Below are 14090 nucleotides of genomic sequence, written 5' to 3'. Positions count from 1 at the left end.
CGCCTGGGCGCGCACCCAGCTGCTGCAGCTGGTGGCCACCGCCAGTTCGCTGGCGGCGCTCGTGGCGCTCCTCGACCCCGACCGGGTCGCGGCCGCCATGGGCCTGTTTCTCGTTGGCGTGAACGGCTACAGCCAGTTCTACGCCATCTATGTCGGAGTGCGCCTCGCCACCGCGGGGCTGGCTCTGCTGGCGGCAAGGCGGGGCGACCAGCCCATCCTCGGCGACCTCGTTGCATTGTTCCTGCTGGCCCAACCGGGCGGGCGCCTGGTCGCGGCATTCGCGATCGGCCTGCCGCATGGGTCCTTGTTCATCGTAAGCGGGATCGAGTTGCTGGCGGGCCTGGCCCTGCTGGCCTTGCGTCCCCGGGAAAAGAGGCTTTCGCCATGAGCGCAGCACATCAATCCGTCATCCAGCAAGCCGGCCGCATCATCGTCAAGGTCGGTTCCTCCCTCGTCACCAACGAAGGCCGCGGCCTCGACCACGGCGCGATCGCGCGCTGGGCCGCGCAGATCGCCGCCCTGCGCGGGCTCGGCAAGGAAGTGGTCCTGGTCAGCTCCGGCGCGATCGCCGAAGGCATGCTGCGCCTGGGCATGACCGCCCGGCCGCACGACATCCACGAACTGCAGGCCTGCGCGGCCGTCGGCCAGATGGGCCTGGCCCAGATCTACGAAACCAGCTTCGCCGCGCATGGCGTCAAGACGGCCCAGGTGCTGCTCACCCACGCCGACCTGGCCGACCGCGAACGCTACCTGAATGCCCGCGCCACCCTCACGACCCTGCTGCGCCTGGGTGTGGTCCCGATCATCAACGAGAACGACACCGTCGTCACCGACGAGATCAAGTTCGGCGACAACGACACCCTCGGCGCCCTGGTCGCCAACCTGATCGAAGCCGACGCGCTGGTGATCCTGACCGACCAGCGCGGCCTGTACTCCGCCGACCCGCGCAAGGACCCGGCCGCGACCCTGATCGCGTGCGCCCCTGCCGGCGACCCGGCACTGGAAGCGATGGCCGGCGGCGCCGGCAGCAGCATCGGCCGCGGCGGCATGCTGACCAAGGTGCTGGCCGCACGGCGCGCCGCGCGCTCGGGCGCCCACACCGTGATTGCCTGGGGCCGCGAGCCGGACGTGCTTACCCGCCTGGCCTCGGGCGAAGCGATCGGCACCCAGCTCGAAGCGGCGACCACGCGCCTGACCGCGCGCCGCCAGTGGATGGTCGACCACCTGCATACCTCGGGCGAGGTAGTGCTCGACGCCGGCGCCGTGCAGAAGCTCACGCAGGAGGGCAAGTCGCTGCTGCCGATCGGCGTCGTCGCCGTGCGCGGCGAATTCGGACGCGGGCAGGTGATCACCTGCGTGGGTGAGGACGGCGTGCCGGTGGCGCGCGGCCTGACCAGCTACACCGCCAGCGAAGTGCGCCGCATCATGCGCCACTCCTCGGGCGAGATCGAGGCCATCCTCGGCTACATCGAGGGGCCGGAGCTGGTGCATCGCGACAACCTTGTCCTCCTCTGACGCAAGCCCATGCACAGGGGCCGCAGCTTCGTCCAGGCCCCGACGATTTCCCCATGATTGTTCAATAACTGTGTTGCGGCGAGCGTACAGCCGCATCGTGACACAGTGAACGACCCCTCATTTTCATTGCCGTACGGCTACACCGTCACTTAGACTCGTCAGCGTCCCTCATATTGACGCATGCCCCGAATCGAAAGACGTTCATGAAACTGAGCCGCAAACTCCCTCTCTGCTTTGCCGCCGTCGCGCTGCTGGTCGCCTGCGCCGGCTTCTTCGGCTTGTCCGAGCTGAACCGATCGATCGGCACCTATGGCGGCGCCGTCGCCAGCTACGGCCACGCCGAGCAGGTCGAGACCCTGCTGTCGACCTTCAAGACCCAGGTCCAGGAATGGAAAAACACCCTGCTGCGTGGTAAGAAAGAAGCCGAGCGCGCGAAGTACTGGCAGGCCTACCAGGACAGCGAACGCCAGGTCGCCGAACAGCTCGGCAAGCTGGTGGCTGAACTGGCGCCCGGCAATGAACGCGCGCTGCTCGAACAATTCGGCCAGGCGCATGCGCAGATGGGCCAGGATTTCCGTAAAGGCTATGCGCAATTCGTCGCCGCAGGCTTCGACCCGGCCGCGGGCGACCTCGCTGTCAAGGGCAAGGACCGCGCGCCGTCCGAGCTGCTGGCCCAGGCCAGCCAGCAGATCGTTGCCGCCACCCAGGCGCGTGTCGAGGAGGCGGAGGTCGCCAGCCGGCGCGCCACTTTCCTGAGCCTGCTGGCCATGGTGCTCGGTTCCGGCGCCGCCATTGTCGCCGGCGTGCTCGTGTCGCGCTCGATCGTGCGTCCGCTCGACCGCGCGGTGGAAGTGGCGAAGACCGTGGCCGCGGGCGACCTGCGCGCCCGCATCGAGGTCACTTCGAACGACGAGACCGGCCAGCTGCTGCAGGCGCTGAAGGACATGAACGCCAACCTGAAACAGATCGTGAGTCGGGTGCGCAGCGGCGCCGAGACCATCGGCCTGGCCTCCGATGAGATCGCCCAGGGCAACATGGATCTGTCTTCGCGCACCGAGCAGCAGGCTGGCGCACTCGAGGAAACCGCGTCCTCGATGGAGGAGCTGACTTCGACCGTGAAGCAGAACGCCGACAACGCGCGCCAGGCCAACCAGCTTGCCATCAGCGCCTGCGACATCGCCGCCAAGGGCGGCGACGTGGTCGAGCGCGCCGTGTCGACCATGGCGTCGATCAGCGAGTCGTCGAAGCAGATCGTCGACATCATCGACGTGATCGACGGTATCGCCTTCCAGACCAATATCCTGGCCCTGAACGCGGCCGTCGAGGCGGCGCGCGCAGGCGAGCAGGGCCGCGGGTTCGCCGTGGTCGCCGCCGAGGTGCGCAACCTGGCGCAGCGTTCGGCCACCGCCGCGAAAGAGATCAAGGAACTGATCGGCGTGTCGGTCGAGCGCGTCGAGGCCGGCAGCGCGATGGTCAACGAAGCGGGAAGCACGATGAGCGAGATCGTCGCCAGCGTGAAGCGCGTGACGGACATCATGGGCGAGATCAGCGCCGCCAGCGCCGAGCAGGGCGCCGGCATTGAGCAGATCAACATCGCCGTCACCGAGATGGACACCACGACCCAGCAGAACGCCGCGCTGGTCGAGGAAGCGGCGGCCGCCGCCGAGGCGCTGCGCGACCAGACGGTGGCGCTGAACGAGGTGGTCGGCGTGTTCAAGCTCGACGGCGATGGGGCGGGAGCGAACGATGCGCGCGTCGCTGGAATGCTCGCCGGGACTGCCTATCGCGCGCTGCCAGGCGCGGCGCGCGCTTGAGGCAACCGCGCCGTCCTCGGGTCAGGCGCTCGGCCGCGAGCCCGCCGCCGCCGCTTCCGGCGCGATGATCCCGTCCGGCGTCGGCGTCTTGTCGCGGTATTCGCAGAGATCGTTGATGATGCAGTTCCAGCACTTCGGACGGCGCGCCACGCAGGTGTAGCGCCCGTGCAGGATCAGCCAGTGGTGGGCGTCCTGCAGGAAGTCCTTGGGCACGAACTTCAGCAGTTTCCTTTCCACCTCGTCGACGTTCTTGCCCGGTGCGATCTTCGTGCGGTTCGAGACGCGGAAGATGTGGGTATCGACCGCCATGGTCGGCTCGCCGAAAGCCGTGTTCAGCACCACGTTGGCGGTCTTGCGGCCCACGCCCGGCAGGGCTTCCAGGGCCTCGCGCGCACGCGGCACTTCCCCGCCGTATTGCTCGACCAGGATCCGGCAGGTCGCCATCACGTTCTTCGCCTTGGTGTTGTACAGGCCGATGGTCGAGATATAGGTCTTCAGCTCGTCCAGGCCGAGGTCGAGGATGGCCTGCGGCGTGTTCGCCACCGGGTACAGGCGGCGCGTGGCCTTGTTCACGCCGACGTCGGTCGACTGGGCCGACAGCAGTACGGCGATCAGCAGTTCGAAGGGCGTCGTGTATTCGAGTTCGGTGGTCGGCTTCGGGTTGGCGTCGCGAAAGCGGGTGAAGATCTCGAGGCGTTTGGCTGGATTCATTTGTTCTCGTCGGGCGGCGTGCCGGCCGCGCGCTGGCGGGCGCGTTCCATCGCGGCGGCGATGATGGCGCGCTTGCGTTCCTTCTCGGCCAGCTCTTCCGGCGTATTCGTGGCTTCGGCGGTGACCGCGCGCATCTTCTCGAGCGCCTTGGCGGCCAGGCGCGCATCGTTTTCTTCGCGTTCGCGTTTCAAGCGCTCGCTGCGGAAGTCGTGGCGCGCGCGGGCGGCGTCGGCCGCTTCCTGCGACCAGGCGTCCCAGCCGGTCGCGTCCCCGGTGACGGGAATCATGCTGATGCAGTCGACCGGGCAGGGCGCCACGCACAGGTCGCAGCCGGTGCACAGGCTCGGCAGGATGGTGTGCATCTGCTTGGCCGCGCCCATGATGGCGTCGACCGGACAGGCCTGGATGCACAGGGTGCAGCCGATACACAGGTTCTCGTCGATAAAGGCGACCGGACGCGGGCGTTCGACGCCGTTGGCGGGATTGATCGGGATGACGCGGCGGCCGGTGAGCGAGGCCAGCCGGCGCACGCCTTCCATGCCGCCGGGCGGGCACTGGTTGATGTCGGCCTCGCCGCTGGCGATCGCTTCCGCGTAGGGACGGCAGGCCGCGTAGCCGCACTTGGTGCACTGGGTCTGCGGCAGCAGGTCTTCGATCAGGTCGGCAAGAGTCTTGGTCACGGTGGCGCGGCGGGGTAAAGCCGTCATTATCCAGCAAATAAGCAATCAATGCGCGGGCGGCGCGATGGTGCTTGTTGTTTCGGTCAGTAAGTGGCGCAGCGAACAGATTTCCAAGGCTTGCGCTGGTCTACTGAGGCATGGGCGCCGCGTCGACACGCGGCCATCTTTCAAGGAGGAACAACATGAATAAACGCCTCATTGCCGGCAGCATGATTGCGGTCTTGCTGTCCGCCAACGCGCCGGCTTTCGCCCAGCACGGCCACGACCGCGCGCAGGAGCGCCGCGAGGAGCGTCGCGAATTTCGTGACGAGCGTCGTGACGAACGCCGGGATTACCGCGACCAGCGCCGCGAGGACCATCGCGATTACCGCGACGACCGCCGGGATGACCGCCGCGACCATCGCGAAGCCCGCCGCGGCGCCGGCCCGCGCCACGATCTCTACCGCGGCCAGCGCCTGCCCGCGAACTACCACCACAAGCAGTACGTGGTCGACAACTGGCGCGCTCACCGCCTGAGCGCGCCGCCGCGCGGCTACCACTGGGTACAGGTGGGCAACGACTACGTGCTGGCGGCGATTGCCACCGGCATCATTGCCAGCGTCCTGCTCGGAAATTAAAGGAAGGGGAATACGATGCAAGAATGGATCATCGCACCGCTGCTGGCGGTCGACCCGACGGGCGCGCCGCTGCGCCAGCCGGAAAGGGACGGCACCACGCCGGATACCGCCAGGCCCGAGAGCGCCGGCGAACGCCGCGGCGGCGACCGGCGCGACACGCACAAGGACGACAGCGACGCCGACTTCGGCCGCGGGGAGGACCGGCGCGGCGACGCGGCTTGACGCGCGGTCGCCGGGGGCGTCGCCTGTCTCACTCTCCAATAAAAAATGCCGCAGGAAACTGCGGCATTTTTACTGGAAGACCAAGGACCGAACGGATCACCGGAATTCGCGGATGAATTCGCCGATCTTCGGGCAGATGGTTTCGCGCCAGCGGCGGCCCGAGAAGATGCCGTAGTGGCCGGCCTTCTCGGCGACGTAGTCGCGGTGCATGTTCTCGGGGATGCCGCTGCACAGCTCGTGGGCGGCCTGGGTCTGGCCGGCGCCGGAAATATCGTCGAGCTCGCCTTCGATGGTGAACAGGGCCACCGTCTTGATGTCCTGCGGACGCACCAGCTTGCCGCCGACTTCCCAGGTGCCTTTCGGCAGGCGGTGTTCCTGGAACACGGTCTTGATCGTCTCGAGGTAGTACTCGGCCGGCATGTCGAGCACGGCGTTGTATTCGTCGTAGAACTTGCGGTGGCTCTCGGCCGATTCCTCGTCGCCGCGCACCAGGTGCTGGTAGAACTCGCGGTGGCTCTGGGCGTGGCGGCCCGGGTTCATGGCGATGAAGCCGGCGTGCTGCAGGAAGCCCGGATAGACCTTGCGTCCGAAGCCAGGGTAGTTGCCAGGCACCGAATAGATCACGGTGTTCTCGAACCACGAGAACGGCTTTTCGGTGGCCAGGTCGTTGACGGCGGTGGGCGACTTGCGCGGGTCGATCGGGCCGCCCATCATCGTCATCGTCTTCGGCAGCTTCGGATCGTTATCGGACGCCATCAGCGAGATCGCGGCCAGCACCGGCACGGTCGGCTGGCACACGGAAATCACGTGCACGTCGGGGCCGAGGGTGCGGATGAAGTCCTGCACGTAATAGATGTAGTCGTCGAGGTGGAACGGGCCTTCGGACAGCGGCACCATGCGCGCGTCGACCCAGTCGGTGATGAAGACGTCATGGTCGGGCAGCAGGGCGCGCACGGTGTCGCGCAGCAGCGTGGCATGGTGGCCCGAGAGCGGGGCGACCAGCAGCACGGTCGGCTGGTCGAGCGCCGCGAACGCCGCGTCGGGCAGGTCTTTCTTGAAATGCAACAGCTTGCAGAACGCCTTGTTGACGGCAACGCGTTCGACGATGTTGACGGTCTCGCCCTTGATGGTGGTGGTGGCGATGTCGAACGCCGGCTTTTCGTAATCCTTGCCCAATCGGTACATCAGCTCGTACCCGGCGGCGATACGCTGGGAGAACGGCGTGTGGGCGAATGGGGAAACCGGGTTCGAGAACAGCTTCGATGACGCATCCGCCCATTGCATGAGCGGGGTCAGGAAGGAGCGTTGCATCTCGTGCAGTTGGTAGAGCATATAAATCCTTCGGTGGTGAAGCGCGTCGCGCTCGTGCGCGATTTTTAATCAAATCATTATAGGCCTAAATGATTTACGGATGGAAATTTCTATTCCGTCCGGCCAGCGTTTGATCAGCGCTTGGAAGGGTTATAGCACCGTTTTTGATAGGGCGTCCGTGATGCGACACACATAAAAACAAATGCCCCGGCTAGCCGGGGCACTGTCGTTTTTTTCTAACTGAACGGTCGTTCTTAATCGAAGACCGGGGTCTCGACGCCGAGGATCTTGTGCAGCTTCGGCGAGGTCGTCGTGTACTGCATGTGGATCTTCTTGTCCGGGAAGATGTAGGGCGCGGCGCCGAAGGCGGCCAGCGCGGCTTCGTGGAAGCCCGACAGGATCAGCTTCTTCTTGCCCGGGTAGGTGTTGATGTCGCCCACGGCGAAGATGCCCGGCACGTTGGTCTCGAACTTCTCGGTGTCCATCACCTTGAGCTGCTTGCGCTCGATGTCCAGGCCCCACTCGGCGATCGGGCCCAGCTTCGGCGACAGGCCGAAGAAGACCATCAGCATGTCCAGCGGCACGCGGCGGGTCACGCCGTCGGCGCCGGTGACCTTCACTTCGGACAGCTTGCCGTCCTTCTCGTCGAAGCCGGTGACCTGGCCGGTGATCAGCTGCATCTCGTACTCTTCGCACAGCTGCTTCATCTTGGCGACCGAGGCCGGGGCGGCGCGGAAGTCCTCGCGGCGGTGCACCAGCACGACCGATTCGGCCTTGCCGACGAAGTTCAGGGCCCAGTCCAGGGCGGAGTCGCCGCCGCCGCAGATGACCAGGTTCTTGCCTTCGAACAGCGCCGGATCCTTGACGCGGTAGAACAGCTGGCTGTTCTCGAACTTCTCGATGCCTTCGACCTTGATCGTGCGCGCCTGGAACGAACCGACGCCGGCGGCGATGAAGATGGTCTTGGTGATGAACTGGGTGCCGGTCGAGGTCTCGACGTTGAAGCGGCCGTCTTCGCGGCGCTGCACGGTGGTCACTTCCTGGCCCAGGTGGAAGGTCGGCTCGAAGGGCTCGATCTGCTTGAGCAGGTTGTCGGTCAGTTCCTGGCCGGTGCAGACGGGCACGGCAGGGATGTCGTAGATCGGCTTGTCCGGATACAGTTCCACACACTGGCCGCCGACGGCCGGCAGCGAGTCGATGACGTGGGCCTTGATCTCGAGCAGGCCGAGTTCGAAGACCTGGAACAGGCCGACCGGGCCCGCGCCGATGATGACCGCGTCCGCGTCGATGGCGCCGGCGAACGAACTGTTAGGGGCGATGCTGCCCGCATCGTGGGTGGCACTGATAGTCATGCACTCAATCCTGTTGATTTTTTAAAAGAGGGGGCGTTGGACGCGATGGCCGCTAGTGTGCCATGGATGCCGTGCGCCTGCTGGCAGCGGTCGAAAACCGCGGCAGCAGGCGCACGTGACGTAAATGCGCTTAGCGGGCCAGCTGGTCCAGCTTGTTCTTGACGTCTTTCCACTCTTCGGCGTCGGGGAGGGCTGGCTTGGTCTTGGTGATCGACGGCCAGAAACGCGCCAGGTCGGCGTTGAGCTTGATGAATTGCTGCTGGTCGCCCGGCACGTCTTCTTCAGCATAGATCGCATTGACCGGGCACTCGGCCACGCACACTGCGCAGTCGATGCACTCGTCGGGGTCAATCGCGAGGAAATTCGGGCCTTCCCGGAAACAATCGACCGGGCATACATCGACGCAGTCGGTATACCGGCAGCGGATGCACGATTCGGTGACAACGTGGGTCATAACAGTCCTATCTATGGTGGGGTGCCGCGGCGTCAGCGCAAAGGAGGGGCCGCCAACATGGCAAAGCACCGTATTTTAGGGGATTTCCAGTTTTCCTACAAATTAGGCTTAGACACAATATACATAAGCAAATGTGTTGAGCGAGGTACGATTTGGCGTGGAAAGAGCGGGCGCATGCTCTTGTAGGGTGGGCGCCCCGTGCCCACGCGAAACGCAGCGTCGTGTTGACGCCGCGGGAATCGCTATCGCTGCACTGATGAGGCATCTCGATTGATCATCCGGAGGCGCCAACTTGTTTCGTATATTGCGGTGCTGAACTGGCCAGCACCGCTCATGCTTCCGCGTGGGCACGGGGTGCCCACCCTACGGCCAGCGGCAACGGTGGCTCCAGGTTCAACTGGTGCTGCGCAAATGCTCCAGCAGCGCCGGCCAGGCCGTCGCCGCCAGGCTGCCGTCGTCCAGCAGCGTCACCGTCTTGCGCTGGGCGCCGTCTTCCACCGTGATTTCCCAGCGTGGGATGTCGGCCCCGACGCCGCAGGGCGGGGCCGTCCCGAAGAAATCGAGCTGGCGCACCAGCGCCTCGAGCGCGCCGCCGTCGGCGCGGCAGGCGGTGTCGAGCTCGACGCAGCGCTCGCCGCCGGCGAAACCGCCACCCTGTTTCGCCGTGATCTTCATGCCGGCGTCGGCATGCCGCCGCCGGCATCGATGGCCGCTTCCTCGCCGGCCGGGCCGTTGCGCCCACGCTCGGCGCACCAGCGCGCCAGCGCCTGGGCCTCGGCGTCGAGCACGCGCTCGATGTTGTAGTACTCGGCCAGGTTCATGGTGCCGCAGCAGGCGCGCCGGTCCTGCTGGGCGCCGGGCGCGTCGCAGACCGCCGCCGCCAGGCGCACGTGGACCTTGCATGGCGGGGCCAGGATTTTTCTCGGCAGCTCGGCATCGAAGGGTGGGGGGCCTTCCGACGTTTGCGGCGCGGGTTCGCCGGCCGGGGCCGGCGCATCGTTGGCCACCTCCGGCCCGCCGACCACTTCGCGCAGCGTGAACTGGTGGCGGATCGATTGCGTGTAGCTGTCGGGCTTGCCGTCCTCGAGCACCAGCCGCAGCATCTCGTTGACCACGTCGGCATAGGTGGCGGCGATGTCGGGCGCGGCGATCAGGGCGCGCAGCAGCAGGCCGCGCAGCCAGGCCGCGACCCGGTGCAACACGGCGGCATCGTCCTCCAGCGCCGGGTTGCGTTCGATCGCGAACAGGTCGGCCAGGATGTCGTAGACGGCGCCGGTGAACACCTGGGAAATGGCATGCACCTGGGTGCCGGCCTGGGACAGGGTCAGGTCGTTGTCGGCATTGCGCAAGCCGGTGGTGCTGCCGAGCGCCAGGCCGAACTGCTCGGCGATGTCGGCGAGGAAGGTCTTGTCGTGCAGGCGCGCCTTGGTCTGGGCCACCACGGCTTCGCACTGGTCGAGCTGGGACAGCGCCAGGAAGATCGCGGTCAGGTCGCCGAAGGCTTCGTGCAGGCCGCCGGTCTGGGGCGGCGCATCGGCCAGCAGCCAGTGCGGTTTCAGCCCGTCCAGTACGGCGTGGCCGGTCTCGTGGGCGACGATGTCGAAGGAGCGGCAGGTGAACACGCGCTCGCTCTGGCCGCTCGGGACGAAGTCGCCGAACTTCAGGCAGCCCTGGCTGCGGCTGTAGAAGGCGTTCATGACGTTCGGCAGGCCGTAGGGGAAGATCTGCAGCGGCGCGGTGTCGATGCTGCTGTTCCACTGCCAGGGCAACGGCATCTCGGCCCCGCTCGAGGACAGCGCGCGCTGGTACATGGTGAGCGTCTGGCGCACCACGGCGAAGGTGTGGACGGCGTCGAACTGCGGGGTGTCGGGCATGGTGACGAAGTCGCCGAAGGCATTCGGCTCGACCGGGCTGATGCTTGGGTCGCTCGATGCGATGCGGGCGTCGCGCGGGCCGGCCAGGACGATGCCGGGCAGGAAGGCCTTGCGCGTTCCCATGTCGGTCACCGACGGGTCCTGTTTCCACATCAGCACCCGCGCGCCGAAGGCGTAGGGCAGGGGCACGTCCGCGGACGGCGGCTCGTCGGCGCCGCGCGGCGCGCCGGGCTGGTCGAGCAGCTGGGAAGCCTTGCGGTGCTGGCGGTAGGCCGCGCTCGGCGTGGGGACAAAGGCGACCGGCGGCTGGTCGCGTTCGGTAGTGACTGGGTCATCCGGCAACAGTGCTCGTTCCATGGTGCATCCTCGTGTGATTGCGGTAGCTCAGCAGATAGTCGTCCCCTGCGCGGAATCGGTTTTGACGAGAATCAATTGCAAAGCGCACTGGCACGCCGGCGGCGCAACTGGCATCATGGCGGGCTCTTGCGTTTTGAAGAAGGAAAGAAACAGATGGCCGACATACACATCGTCCAGGAACACAGCCTCAGCCCGGAGCGGGCGCGCGCGGCGGCGCAGCAGGTGGCGGACAAGGTTGCCGCCGAATTCGGCATGCAGTGCCGCTGGGACGGCGACGTGTTGCGCTTCGAGCGCAGCGGGGTGGAAGGAGCCCTGACCCTGGAAGAGCGGCGCGCGGCGCTGCGGATCAAGCTGGGTTTCCTGATGAGCGCCTTCGGTCCGGCCATCGAGGCCAAGGTGACCGACAAGATGCGCCGGGTGTTCGCGGCCGCGTGATCGGACGCGGCCTCGATGCCGGCCGCGCGGCCGGCTGGGGTGCTTAACCCTTCAGTTCCTCGATCAAGTCGATGTACTGCTGCATCGCGTCTTCCTGCGAGGTGCCTTTCAGCTGTTCCCAGGCGTCGTACTTGGCGCGGCCGACCATGTCGGTGAAGCCCGGACGCTCGCCGGTCACGTCACCGCTCGAGCCCTGCTTGAACAGCGCGTAGATCTTCAGCAAGGTCATGTTGTCCGGACGCTCCGGCAGGTTCTTCGAATCGGCCTGGGCCTGGGTGAACTGGTCTTGCAAGCTCATAAAAACTCCTGTTGGCTGGATTGCTGGATGGTGCATTGACTGAACGGCAATGCGCGCGGTCATCTTAGCCTAACAGGTGGCGAAATACGTGCTTCTGGCGGGAATTTTAGAGGGGATGCTCGGGGCGAGCTTGGGTAGGGTGGGTTCTTGAACCCACGCGGTCGACCATGTGAGATGTCGATCGGTCAGCCGCTGTGAAGGTGGGTTCGAGAACCCACCCTACGACAGGCAGGCTTAGACAGCCAGCAGCTCGACGTCGAAGATCAGCGTCGCGTTCGGCGGAATCACGCCGCCGGCGCCGCGTGCGCCGTAGCCGAGGCTGGCCGGGATGATCAGGCGGCGGGCGCCGCCGACCTTCATGCCCTGCACGCCTTCGTCCCAGCCGCGGATCACGTGGCCGGCGCCCAGCGGGAACTGGAACGGGTCGTTGCGGTCCTTGCTCGAATCGAACTTGGCGCCGGTGCTGCCGTCGTCGTTGCGCAGCCAGCCGGTGTAGTGGACGGTGACGTAGGTGCCGGCTTTCGCCTCGGCGCCTTCGCCGACGACGGTGTCTTCGTACTGCAGGCCGGAAGCGGTGGTGGTAATGGACATGATTTTCCTTCAAGGTTCAGGTTGAGCGGCGATTGTAGTGCATGGACTCCGGGAGCGCCATCGAGGGTCCGCTTGCCCGCCGCGGCCCTTGCCCGCGATCTTGTCTACAATAAGCCTTCCATATCGGGGAGCCGCATGACCACGCCTTCAACCTTTTTCCTGCTCATCGAACGTCATTGCCGGCGGGGCTGCCGATGAGCGCCGTCGCCACCGCCTGGGGCCGCGCCCTGCGCGCGCAGTTCTCAGGCCGCATGCTGCTGCTGTCCCTGGTGCCGCTGCTGCTGTCGCTGCTGGTCTGGGGCGCGCTGCTGTGGTTTGGGCTGCAGCCCTTCCTCGACTGGCTGCACGCCGTCTTCGCCGACTACGGCTGGTTCCAGGCCAGCGGCAGCATGCTGTCCACGCTGGGCCTGGGCGTGCTGCAGGTGATGGTGGTGCCGCTGATGGCCATCATCCTGCTGCTGCCGCTGATGATCGCGACCTCGCTGCTGTTCATGGGCATCTTCGCGATGCCGGCGATCGAGGCCTACGTCGGCCGGCGCCAGTTTCCCCAGCTCGAACGCAAGGAAGGCGGCAGCTTCGCCGGCAGCGTCTGGATGAACCTGACCAGCGTGATCGTGTTCGCCGGCCTGTGGCTGATGACGGTGCCGCTGTACGCGGTGCCGCCGGTGGCGGTGCTGGTGCAGGCCGCGTTGTGGGGCTGGGTGACGTCGCGCGTGATGAGCTACGACGCGCTCGCGGCCCACGCCAGCCCCGCTGAACGCCAGGCCTTGATGAAGGCGCGGCGCTGGCGGCTGCTGGCGATCGGCATGGCATCGGGCGTGCTGGGCGCCATGCCCGGCATCGCCTGGATGGGCGGCGCGGTGCTGTCGGTGGTGCTGTTCCCCTTCCTGGCCATCCTGTCGGCCTGGCTGTACGTGATGATCTTCCTGTTCACCGGCCTGTGGTTCCAGTACTACTGCCTGCAGGCGCTGCAGGACCTGCGCGCCGCCAACGCAAGCGCCCCGGTGGCATCTTGAAAACGAGGAGCATTCCATGGCATTCGGCCTGATCGTCGTCGGCGACGAAATCCTGTCCGGCAAGCGCCAGGACAAGCATTTTTCGAAAGTGGTCGAACTGCTGGCCGCGCGCGGCCTGGCGCTTGCCTGGGCCGAATTCGTCGGCGACGAGCGCGAACGCATCGCGGCGACCCTGCGCCGCACCTTCGCAGGCGAGGACATCGTGTTCTCCTGCGGCGGCATCGGCGCCACGCCCGACGACCATACGCGCCAGGCCGCCGCCGCCGCGCTCGGCCTGCCGCTGGCGCTGCATCCCGAAGGGAAGTGCCTGGTCGAAGCGCGCATCCTCCAGGCCGCGCGCGAGGCCGGCAAGGAAGTCGACTTGTCCGCGCCCGAGAACCTGCAGCGCCTGAAGATGGCCGAATTCCCGGCCGGGGCGACGCTGATCCCGAATCCCTACAACGGCATCCCCGGCTTCACGGTGGCGCGTCACCACTTCGTGCCGGGCTTCCCGGTGATGGCCTGGCCGATGATCGAATGGGTGCTCGACACGCATTACGCGGATCTCTTTCACCGACAGGCGCACGCGGAACAGGCCATGCTGGTGTTCGGCCAGGCCGAGGCCGTGCTCACGCCGCTGATGGAGGCGATCGAGGCGCGCTACACCGGCGTGCGCGTGTTCAGCCTGCCGAGCGTGGGCGAGGACGGCAGCCGCCGCCACATCGAACTCGGGGTCAAGGGCGTGCCCGCCGAGGTGGCGCCGGCCTTCGCCGCCATGCGCGCGGAACTCGAGCGTGTAGGAGCCGATTACCAATGCCTGTAGGCATCAATGCACTCTTAATAACTCTGCCGTTGTTTTTTTGC

General features: G+C 66.4%; 17 protein-coding genes. 8 read left to right on the top strand and 9 right to left on the bottom strand.

The genetic code is table 11. The annotated features are described in order from the left end of the window. Positions 1 to 31 precede the first annotated feature (31 nt). The 3 genes from RT688_RS07410 (at position 32) to RT688_RS07400 (ending at position 3329) form a co-directional block, all read left to right on the top strand. On the top strand, positions 32 to 388 hold the full coding sequence (locus tag RT688_RS07410; RefSeq protein WP_313704202.1) for a hypothetical protein: 357 nt from the start codon (positions 32 to 34) through the stop codon (positions 386 to 388). Continuing rightward, positions 385 to 1515, top strand: a complete 1131-nt coding sequence (proB, locus tag RT688_RS07405) for a glutamate 5-kinase (protein WP_313704201.1) — start codon at positions 385 to 387, stop codon at positions 1513 to 1515. The genes RT688_RS07410 and proB overlap by 4 nt, the downstream gene beginning before the upstream one ends. Before the next feature lie 203 nt (positions 1516 to 1718). Beyond that, positions 1719 to 3329 carry a methyl-accepting chemotaxis protein gene (locus tag RT688_RS07400; protein ID WP_313704200.1) on the top strand — a complete coding sequence of 537 codons (1611 nt, stop codon included), beginning with the start codon at positions 1719 to 1721 and terminating at the stop codon, positions 3327 to 3329. 21 nt (positions 3330 to 3350) lie between these two features. Here RT688_RS07400 and nth read toward each other — a convergent pair whose 3' ends face one another. Together nth and rsxB are read right to left on the bottom strand one after the other, a co-directional pair. Further along, positions 3351 to 4040: an endonuclease III gene (nth, locus tag RT688_RS07395; RefSeq protein WP_313704199.1), complete on the bottom strand. Its 690-nt coding sequence runs from the start codon at positions 4038 to 4040 to the stop codon at positions 3351 to 3353. Then, positions 4037 to 4747, bottom strand: a complete 711-nt coding sequence (rsxB, locus tag RT688_RS07390) for an electron transport complex subunit RsxB (protein WP_313704198.1) — start codon at positions 4745 to 4747, stop codon at positions 4037 to 4039. The genes nth and rsxB overlap by 4 nt, the downstream gene beginning before the upstream one ends. Before the next feature lie 155 nt (positions 4748 to 4902). Here rsxB and RT688_RS07385 point away from each other — a divergent pair, with 155 nt between their 5' ends. After that, positions 4903 to 5337 carry an RcnB family protein gene (locus tag RT688_RS07385; RefSeq protein WP_313704197.1) on the top strand — a complete coding sequence of 145 codons (435 nt, stop codon included), beginning with the start codon at positions 4903 to 4905 and terminating at the stop codon, positions 5335 to 5337. 15 nt (positions 5338 to 5352) lie between these two features. Further along, positions 5353 to 5559, top strand: a complete 207-nt coding sequence (locus RT688_RS07380) for a hypothetical protein (protein WP_313704196.1) — start codon at positions 5353 to 5355, stop codon at positions 5557 to 5559. A 96-nt stretch (positions 5560 to 5655) separates the two neighbouring features. Here RT688_RS07380 and RT688_RS07375 read toward each other — a convergent pair whose 3' ends face one another. The 5 genes from RT688_RS07375 to RT688_RS07355 all read right to left on the bottom strand — a co-directional run bounded on the left by RT688_RS07375 (position 5656) and on the right by RT688_RS07355 (position 10907). Beyond that, positions 5656 to 6891 (bottom strand): polyhydroxyalkanoate depolymerase, encoded by a 1236-nt coding sequence (locus tag RT688_RS07375; RefSeq protein ID WP_313704195.1) that lies wholly within the window; start codon positions 6889 to 6891, stop codon positions 5656 to 5658. Positions 6892 to 7124: 233 nt separating this feature from the next. Beyond that, positions 7125 to 8222: an NAD(P)/FAD-dependent oxidoreductase gene (locus RT688_RS07370; protein ID WP_313704194.1), complete on the bottom strand. Its 1098-nt coding sequence runs from the start codon at positions 8220 to 8222 to the stop codon at positions 7125 to 7127. A gap of 130 nt (positions 8223 to 8352) precedes the next feature. Then, positions 8353 to 8676: a ferredoxin FdxA gene (gene fdxA, locus RT688_RS07365; RefSeq protein ID WP_313704193.1), complete on the bottom strand. Its 324-nt coding sequence runs from the start codon at positions 8674 to 8676 to the stop codon at positions 8353 to 8355. A gap of 393 nt (positions 8677 to 9069) precedes the next feature. Continuing rightward, positions 9070 to 9351, bottom strand: a complete 282-nt coding sequence (locus RT688_RS07360) for a protealysin inhibitor emfourin (RefSeq protein WP_313704192.1) — start codon at positions 9349 to 9351, stop codon at positions 9070 to 9072. Continuing rightward, positions 9348 to 10907 carry a hypothetical protein gene (locus tag RT688_RS07355; RefSeq protein ID WP_313704191.1) on the bottom strand — a complete coding sequence of 520 codons (1560 nt, stop codon included), beginning with the start codon at positions 10905 to 10907 and terminating at the stop codon, positions 9348 to 9350. The genes RT688_RS07360 and RT688_RS07355 overlap by 4 nt, the downstream gene beginning before the upstream one ends. Positions 10908 to 11060: 153 nt before the next feature. On the opposite strand from RT688_RS07355, the gene RT688_RS07350 reads away from it, so the two are divergent. Beyond that, the gene (locus RT688_RS07350; protein WP_313704190.1) at positions 11061 to 11342 is read left to right on the top strand and encodes a polyhydroxyalkanoic acid system family protein; all 282 of its coding nucleotides are present in this window, start codon (positions 11061 to 11063) and stop codon (positions 11340 to 11342) included. A 43-nt stretch (positions 11343 to 11385) separates the two neighbouring features. Here the strand turns inward: RT688_RS07350 and RT688_RS07345 are convergent, their stop codons facing one another. After that, positions 11386 to 11640 (bottom strand): acyl-CoA-binding protein, encoded by a 255-nt coding sequence (locus RT688_RS07345; RefSeq protein WP_313704189.1) that lies wholly within the window; start codon positions 11638 to 11640, stop codon positions 11386 to 11388. A 234-nt stretch (positions 11641 to 11874) separates the two neighbouring features. Next, a complete protein-coding gene (locus tag RT688_RS07340; protein ID WP_312550114.1) occupies positions 11875 to 12231 on the bottom strand; it encodes an FKBP-type peptidyl-prolyl cis-trans isomerase in 357 nt (118 codons plus the stop codon). A 194-nt stretch (positions 12232 to 12425) separates the two neighbouring features. Between RT688_RS07340 and RT688_RS07335 the strand changes: the two genes are divergently transcribed. Further along, positions 12426 to 13247 carry an EI24 domain-containing protein gene (locus RT688_RS07335; RefSeq protein WP_313704188.1) on the top strand — a complete coding sequence of 274 codons (822 nt, stop codon included), beginning with the start codon at positions 12426 to 12428 and terminating at the stop codon, positions 13245 to 13247. A gap of 16 nt (positions 13248 to 13263) precedes the next feature. Beyond that, complete coding sequence (locus RT688_RS07330) at positions 13264 to 14049, top strand: molybdopterin-binding protein (RefSeq protein ID WP_313704187.1); 786 nt, start codon at positions 13264 to 13266, stop codon at positions 14047 to 14049. Positions 14050 to 14090 lie beyond the last annotated feature (41 nt).

Origin of the sequence: Massilia sp., from assembly GCF_032106685.1 — a bacterium.
GTDB lineage: Bacteria > Pseudomonadota > Gammaproteobacteria > Burkholderiales > Burkholderiaceae_D > Telluria.
Note: the sequence above shows the minus strand (reverse complement) of the source record. Positions and strands in the feature narration are given on the sequence as shown.

What these genes read in the sequence shown, in the direction of transcription:
- proB (WP_313704201.1), top strand. Translation starts at nt 385, where the DNA reads ATGAGCGCAGCACATCAATCCGTCATCCAGCAAGCCGGCCGCATCATC.
- RT688_RS07400 (WP_313704200.1), top strand. Translation starts at nt 1,719, where the DNA reads ATGAAACTGAGCCGCAAACTCCCTCTCTGCTTTGCCGCCGTCGCGCTG.
- nth (WP_313704199.1), bottom strand. Translation starts at nt 4,040, where the DNA reads ATGAATCCAGCCAAACGCCTCGAGATCTTCACCCGCTTTCGCGACGCC.
- rsxB (WP_313704198.1), bottom strand. Translation starts at nt 4,747, where the DNA reads ATGACGGCTTTACCCCGCCGCGCCACCGTGACCAAGACTCTTGCCGAC.
- RT688_RS07385 (WP_313704197.1), top strand. Translation starts at nt 4,903, where the DNA reads ATGAATAAACGCCTCATTGCCGGCAGCATGATTGCGGTCTTGCTGTCC.
- RT688_RS07380 (WP_313704196.1), top strand. Translation starts at nt 5,353, where the DNA reads ATGCAAGAATGGATCATCGCACCGCTGCTGGCGGTCGACCCGACGGGC.
- RT688_RS07375 (WP_313704195.1), bottom strand. Translation starts at nt 6,891, where the DNA reads ATGCTCTACCAACTGCACGAGATGCAACGCTCCTTCCTGACCCCGCTC.
- RT688_RS07370 (WP_313704194.1), bottom strand. Translation starts at nt 8,222, where the DNA reads ATGACTATCAGTGCCACCCACGATGCGGGCAGCATCGCCCCTAACAGT.
- fdxA (WP_313704193.1), bottom strand. Translation starts at nt 8,676, where the DNA reads ATGACCCACGTTGTCACCGAATCGTGCATCCGCTGCCGGTATACCGAC.
- RT688_RS07360 (WP_313704192.1), bottom strand. Translation starts at nt 9,351, where the DNA reads ATGAAGATCACGGCGAAACAGGGTGGCGGTTTCGCCGGCGGCGAGCGC.
- RT688_RS07355 (WP_313704191.1), bottom strand. Translation starts at nt 10,907, where the DNA reads ATGGAACGAGCACTGTTGCCGGATGACCCAGTCACTACCGAACGCGAC.
- RT688_RS07350 (WP_313704190.1), top strand. Translation starts at nt 11,061, where the DNA reads ATGGCCGACATACACATCGTCCAGGAACACAGCCTCAGCCCGGAGCGG.
- RT688_RS07345 (WP_313704189.1), bottom strand. Translation starts at nt 11,640, where the DNA reads ATGAGCTTGCAAGACCAGTTCACCCAGGCCCAGGCCGATTCGAAGAAC.
- RT688_RS07340 (WP_312550114.1), bottom strand. Translation starts at nt 12,231, where the DNA reads ATGTCCATTACCACCACCGCTTCCGGCCTGCAGTACGAAGACACCGTC.
- RT688_RS07335 (WP_313704188.1), top strand. Translation starts at nt 12,426, where the DNA reads ATGAGCGCCGTCGCCACCGCCTGGGGCCGCGCCCTGCGCGCGCAGTTC.
- RT688_RS07330 (WP_313704187.1), top strand. Translation starts at nt 13,264, where the DNA reads ATGGCATTCGGCCTGATCGTCGTCGGCGACGAAATCCTGTCCGGCAAG.